The following is a 5,385-nucleotide window of genomic DNA, read 5'->3' as shown; positions in this document are numbered from 1 at the left end:
GTCCGGCGCCGGTGTGCCGCGTGCGACGGACACCGCTCGTACGAGGGTGTCCGGCGCCGCGTCGTACGAGCGGGGATCAGGGGTTGTGGAACTTCACCTCGGGGTTGGCGCTGCTCGGACCGGCCAGCAACGGCTGTGCGACGCCCCGCAGATGCTCGTCGAAGAAGGCCGCGACGTACGCCCGAGTGATCGACACCGCGCGGTCCGCGGGCAGCGGCGACTGCGGCGGCAGGCCGAAGTTGTCCGTGATGACAGGGCTGTCGGAGAAGGTGAAGTGCTCCGACCCGGCGACCGTCAGCCAGCGCTTCCAGCCGCCGAGGCCGGCCCAGGTCTGGTCCCAGGACTTGTCCTCGCCGCCCGGCCGGTGCGTGTCGTCGTCGGTTCCCAGCAGCATGAAGGGCCGACCGCCCAGGCCGTCGGCGGGCAGGGGCTCCCAGAACGATCCGTCCATGTTGACGCCCGCCTTGACGCGAGGGTCGCCCGCCATGGCCGTGGCCGCGCTGGCTCCGCCGATGGAGTGGCCGGCCATGCCGACGCGCTTGGTGTCGATCGACTTGGCGTGCCGCCACGCCGGATGACGCCCGGTCAGCCGGTCCAGCACGAACGACACGTCCTTGGCGCGCGTCGTGGTGGAGACGCTGGGGTGCACGCCGCCCTCGCCCAGCGCTGTGCAGGCGACGCAGGTGAGCAGCCGGCCGTCCGGCAGGGAGATGCCGTTCGACTCGTAGGCGTGGTCGACGGAGGCGACGATGTATCCACGGCTGGCGAGGTCCTCGGCGAGGCTGGTGAGGGTGTACCGGGAGACGCTGAAGCCGGGCGAGAGCACGACGAGCGGATGCTTCCCCTTCGCGGGGCGCGCGTCGACCCTGCTGTGGGTGCGCATCGCGGCGAGCTTCTCGGCCTGCACGGCGGGCTCGAGGTCGTAGGCCCGCACCAGGGCTTTGGCCTCTTCCGTGGTGGCATACCGCGCCGGGCGGCCCGAGGCATGGCCGGCGGCCGGGTAGTGGAGGGTGACCATCAGCTCGCGGGCGTCCGCGCTCGGCACCCATGGGTCGGTGCGGGAGCGGTCGACGAGGTGGAGCACGGAGCTTCCCACGCCGTACGGGCCGGTGGGCAGCGGGAGTCGGGCGCGGCCGGAGCGCGCGGTGTCCGCAGCAGGCGAGGACGGTGACGAGAGCGCGGACGCGGTCTGGAGCGCGGCGGCGGACGCGGTCGGCGTCTGCGCCTGTGTGGCCGAGGCGGTGCTCGCGGCGGCGACCGGCAGGGCGAGGGCTAACGTGAGCGCGACGGCGGTGGTGGCCGTCCGAGTGAGTCTGACCATGGACCCGACGCTAGACGGAGCAACGGCGAGGGCGCGTCAGCCTTCAGTCGTCAATCGGGCCCTGATCTGTCCACCTTGAGGTGGGCGTCAGCCGGACGACGCGTAGTCCGACCGGCTACCGCGGCGCGGTCAGTGTGCGGACACTGCCCGCGTCGGCGTGTTCCACCCGGAGACCCGCAGGCGGGGTGCGGCGCCGCGCAGGTCGGACGTGCGGTACTCGGCGGTCAGCGTCGCCGATTCGCCGGGCCAGAGGCTGACCTGGTTGTCGGACCACACCACGGGCAGCACGGGCACACCGGCCCCGGCGCCTGTCACCAGGTGCACGTCCGTGAGCAGCGCCGGGGTCTTTCCGGCGCCGGTGTTGGTCACCGTGACCTGGGTGGTGGACGTTCCGTCGCGATGGGTCGTGGTGCTCGCCGTCGTGGACACCGTCGCCTTCGCCATGGCGCTCAGACCCCGCAGATCGGCATGGGAGGTGGTGGGCGTGTGCCACCAGGTGGTGTTCGGCCAGTCCAGGGTGTCGGGCTTGGTGGAGAGCCAGTAGACGTTGCGGCTCACCTCCCGTCCCGCGCCGTCCACGAGGACGAGCCGGGCCAGATATGTCGGGGACAGTCCGTCGACCGACGAGGGCAGGGCGAGCGCGGTCGTCCTCTTCCCGCCGCCGCCCACGGCCAGTCCTGAGACAGCCCTGTCGTACTTCTTCTCGCCGTCGGCGGTGAACAGCGTCACGCGCGCGGTGAGCCCCGCGGCGGGGGAGCGCCGGTCGTTCACGACGACCACCGACCGGTCGTCGTAGGAGTACTGCACGTGCAGCGGCTCGTTGGCCTTCTTCGCGCCGAAGTAGGCCCCGCCCTGGTCCAGATAGCGGTCCACCAGCTGCCAGTGCAGGGAGGTCCAGCCGCTGTTGAACATCCAGTAGACGAGCCCGGTGGCCGGCGAGGCGGAGTCGGTGGCGTTGCGGCGGTACGACTCGAACTGCGCGCGCACGTTCTCGTACTGGGCGAGCTGCGCCTTGCGCACATAGTCCTCGAGGCTCGTCGGCGGGCCGTAGCGACCGCTCAGGGCGGTGTTGTAGAGCGTGAGGTCGTCGAAGACGCTCTTGGGCGAGCGGTGGTACTGGACGGCGGACGGGTCGCGCCACAGTGTGCCGAGCTCGGCGGGGGACATCATCCGGCGCAGGGTGTCGAGCGTGGGGACGTCGGGGCCGGCGCTGGTCTCGGAGTTGAACCCCTTCGCCCCTCCTTCGCGCTTGTCGTACCAGTAGCCGGGCGGGACCCAGTCGTAGGGGCCGGTCATCTTCATGCCCGAGCTGCCGGAGACCGGCGAGGCGTTGTCCGAGGCGGCGGCGATCACCGGTGTGCGCCAGTCGGCCTTCTCGAGGGCGTCGAGGTAGTTCTTCTCGACCGTGGCGTCGGGGGCGAAGTCGCTGCCGATCAGGAAGGAGACGACGCTGGGGTGGTGGCGCAGCCGGGCCGCCTCGGCGGTCATCGACGCCTTCGCCACCCGGAAGTCGTCAGGCGTCCAGGCCGTCCCGGACGCACCGTCGTTGCTGTCGCTCTCCCACTTGTTGCAGCACTCCCAGCCGGGCAGGGCCAGCAGTCCGTACCGGTCGGCGAGGTCGAAGAACTCGTCCGGCTCGATGTGGCCCTCCAGCCGGAGGGTGTTGAGCCCCAGGTCGAGCGCGTACCGCAGGCGGTCCTCGACATAACGGCGGTCCCAGCGCAGGAAGTGGTCGGGGGACCAGCCGGCGCCCTTGACGAGCAGCGGGCGTCCGTTGATCCGGTACTGGCGGTCGCCGGCCGCGTTCAGAGGCGCCCGCACATCGCGGATGCCGAACCTCTGGTGCGCCGCGTCGGACACCCTCCCCGAGACGGCGGCGGTGACGTCGAGGTCGTACAGCGGCTGCTCGCCCATCGAGGCGGGCCACCACACGCGCGGCGCCCGCAGCCGCAGCCGCGGATGGTCGGCGGGGGCGAAGACGACCGTCTTGGTCTCGTGCGGGGCCAGGCGCACGTCCTGACGGAGGGCCGCGCCGTCGACGGTCGCGGAGACGGTGGCGGTGACGGGGACCGCCGAGTCGTTGCGGGCCTGGGCCTTGACGGTCACCTCGGCGGAGGCGAGCGAGGGGACGTCGAGGGTGGCGACGGCGTGGGCGTCGCGCAGCGCCACCGGGCCGCCGCGGCGCACCAGGACGTCGCGGACGATGCCCATGTTCTGGTCCGGCGGGGGCTGGAGCCAGTCGATCCAGCCCATGGTGAGGTGCTTCTTGGGGTCGTTGGGCTGGACGCGGAAGGCGACCGTGTTCGCGCCGGGCCTCACCAGGGCGGTGATGTCCAGCTCATGGCGGGTGTACGCGCCGGCCACCGCGGACTTCGCGGCGACCTGGCGGCCGTTGACGTACACGTCCGCGGCGGACATCACTCCGCTGAAGTCCAGGTAGGTGCGCTGGGAGGCGTCGGCGACGGTGAAGTCCGAGCGGTACCACCAGGGGACGGCGAAGTCGGCGGCCTGAATCTTCTTGAGGTTGGTGGAGTAGAACGGATCCGGGTACACCCCGGCCGCGAGCAGCGCCGCGAGCACCGTGGACCGGGGGCCTGCGGGGTACCAGCCGTCGGTCCGGTAGCCGGGGGCGGAGATCTGCGCGGGGGAGTCCGAGACGTCGGCGCTGGACCGGACCGCGTACCCCGCGAGAGCGGTCGCGCTGCCCGGCGCCGAGGCGACCCGGGTCGCCTCGGGTGCGCGGGCGGTCGGGGCGGCGGGGGCGGCGGGAGCCGCGGACGTCGTGCTCGTGTGGAGCGCGAGGAGGAGGCCGCCGGCCACGGCCGCGGCGGCCAGTCGCCTGAACGAGGCGGTGCGTTCGGCCACGATGCTCTCCCAGCGGGTCTGTGCGGTGTGTGTGAAGTGTCTGTGCGAGGCGTGTGCAGCGCCTTCGCGGTGGCTGGGCGCGCAGCCGACGCTAGAGATCGGAGCAGGTCATGGCTGTGTGCCGCCCCACGGCACCCCGTACAGCACCCCGGATGGCCCAACCAGGCCGCGAGGGACGGCCGGGACGCCGTTCCCGGCGAAACCGGGGGCGGGTTGGCGCCGTCCCCGGTGAATACGGCGCCCCGGATCGCCTATATCGTGACGGAGCCATGGCAGACGGGGGACAGAAGGGGCTTACGGTGCGGAACGCCACAGGTGCTGACAGTGGACGCTACGAGGCGCCTGACGAGGGACGGCTGGTCGCGGGGCGCTATCGCCTGCTGGAGCGGATCGGCAGCGGCGGCATGGGCACCGTGTGGCGGGCCGAGGACGAGGTGCTCGGCCGTCATGTCGCCCTGAAGAAGCTGCATGTGCCGCCGCATCTGTCCGACGACGAGCGGGCCACGCTGTACGAGCGGACGCGCCGCGAGGCCCGCAGCGCCGCCCGCATCGCGCACCCGAACGTGGTCGTCGTGCACGACGTCGTCGACGACGCCGGACTGCCGTGCATCGTCATGGAGTACGTCCCCTCCCAGACCCTCGGCGATGTGCTGAAGGAGAACGGGCCGGTGGCGCCGCAGGAGGCGGCCAGGATCGGCTCCGGGATGATCGCCGCTCTGCGGGCCGCCCACGCCGCCGGAGTGCTGCACCGGGACGTCAAGCCGGGCAACGTCCTGCTGGGCGCCGACGGGCGGGTCGTCCTGACCGACTTCGGCATCGCCGTCTCGTCCGGCACGTCCACGCTGACCAAGACCGGCGAACTGGTCGGCTCTGTGGACTACCTGGCCCCGGAGCGGGTCAAGGGCGAGACGCCGGGGCCGGCGTCCGACCTGTGGGCGCTGGGCGCGACGCTCTATCAGGCGGTGGAGGGGAAGCCGCCCTTCCGTCGGAACGCGGCGCTCGAGACGGCGTACGCGATCGCCGTCGACCCGCTCTCCCCGCCGCGCGCGGCCGGCTCCCTGACCTCGCTGATCGAGGAGCTTCTGACGAAGGACCCGCAGGAGCGGCCGCCCGCCGAGGCGGTCGAGCTGCGGCTGCGCGAGCCGGCGGCGGAGGCGGCGACCGCGGCGGTCGACCGCGCCCGGTTCCCGGCCTCGGGC

The 5,385-nt window shown here is 72.5% G+C and carries 3 protein-coding genes; 1 reads left to right on the top strand and 2 read right to left on the bottom strand.

What is annotated here, in order from left to right; all coding sequences use genetic code 11:
• Window positions 1-76: 76 nt before the first annotated feature.
• Both AB0M39_RS41305 and AB0M39_RS41300 read right to left on the bottom strand, forming a co-directional pair.
• Window positions 77-1,321, bottom strand: a complete 1,245-nt coding sequence (locus AB0M39_RS41305; protein WP_365374160.1) for an alpha/beta hydrolase — start codon at window positions 1,319-1,321, stop codon at window positions 77-79.
• 129 nt (window positions 1,322-1,450) lie between these two features.
• Window positions 1,451-4,186 (bottom strand): sugar-binding domain-containing protein, encoded by a 2,736-nt coding sequence (locus AB0M39_RS41300; protein ID WP_365374158.1) that lies wholly within the window; start codon window positions 4,184-4,186, stop codon window positions 1,451-1,453.
• Between the two features lie 299 nt (window positions 4,187-4,485).
• Here AB0M39_RS41300 and AB0M39_RS41295 point away from each other — a divergent pair.
• A partial coding sequence (locus AB0M39_RS41295; protein ID WP_365374156.1) for a serine/threonine-protein kinase occupies window positions 4,486-5,385 on the top strand: 900 nt, incomplete at its 3' end.

The sequence above is a fragment of the Streptomyces sp. NPDC051907 genome (genome assembly GCF_040681075.1).
Taxonomy (GTDB): Bacteria; Actinomycetota; Actinomycetes; order Streptomycetales; family Streptomycetaceae; genus Streptomyces.
This window is presented reverse-complemented; position numbering and strand designations above follow the sequence as displayed.

Excerpts from the sequence above, each read along its gene's own strand:
- AB0M39_RS41305 (WP_365374160.1), bottom strand. The coding sequence starts at position 1,321 with ATGGTCAGACTCACTCGGACGGCCACCACCGCCGTCGCGCTCACGTTA.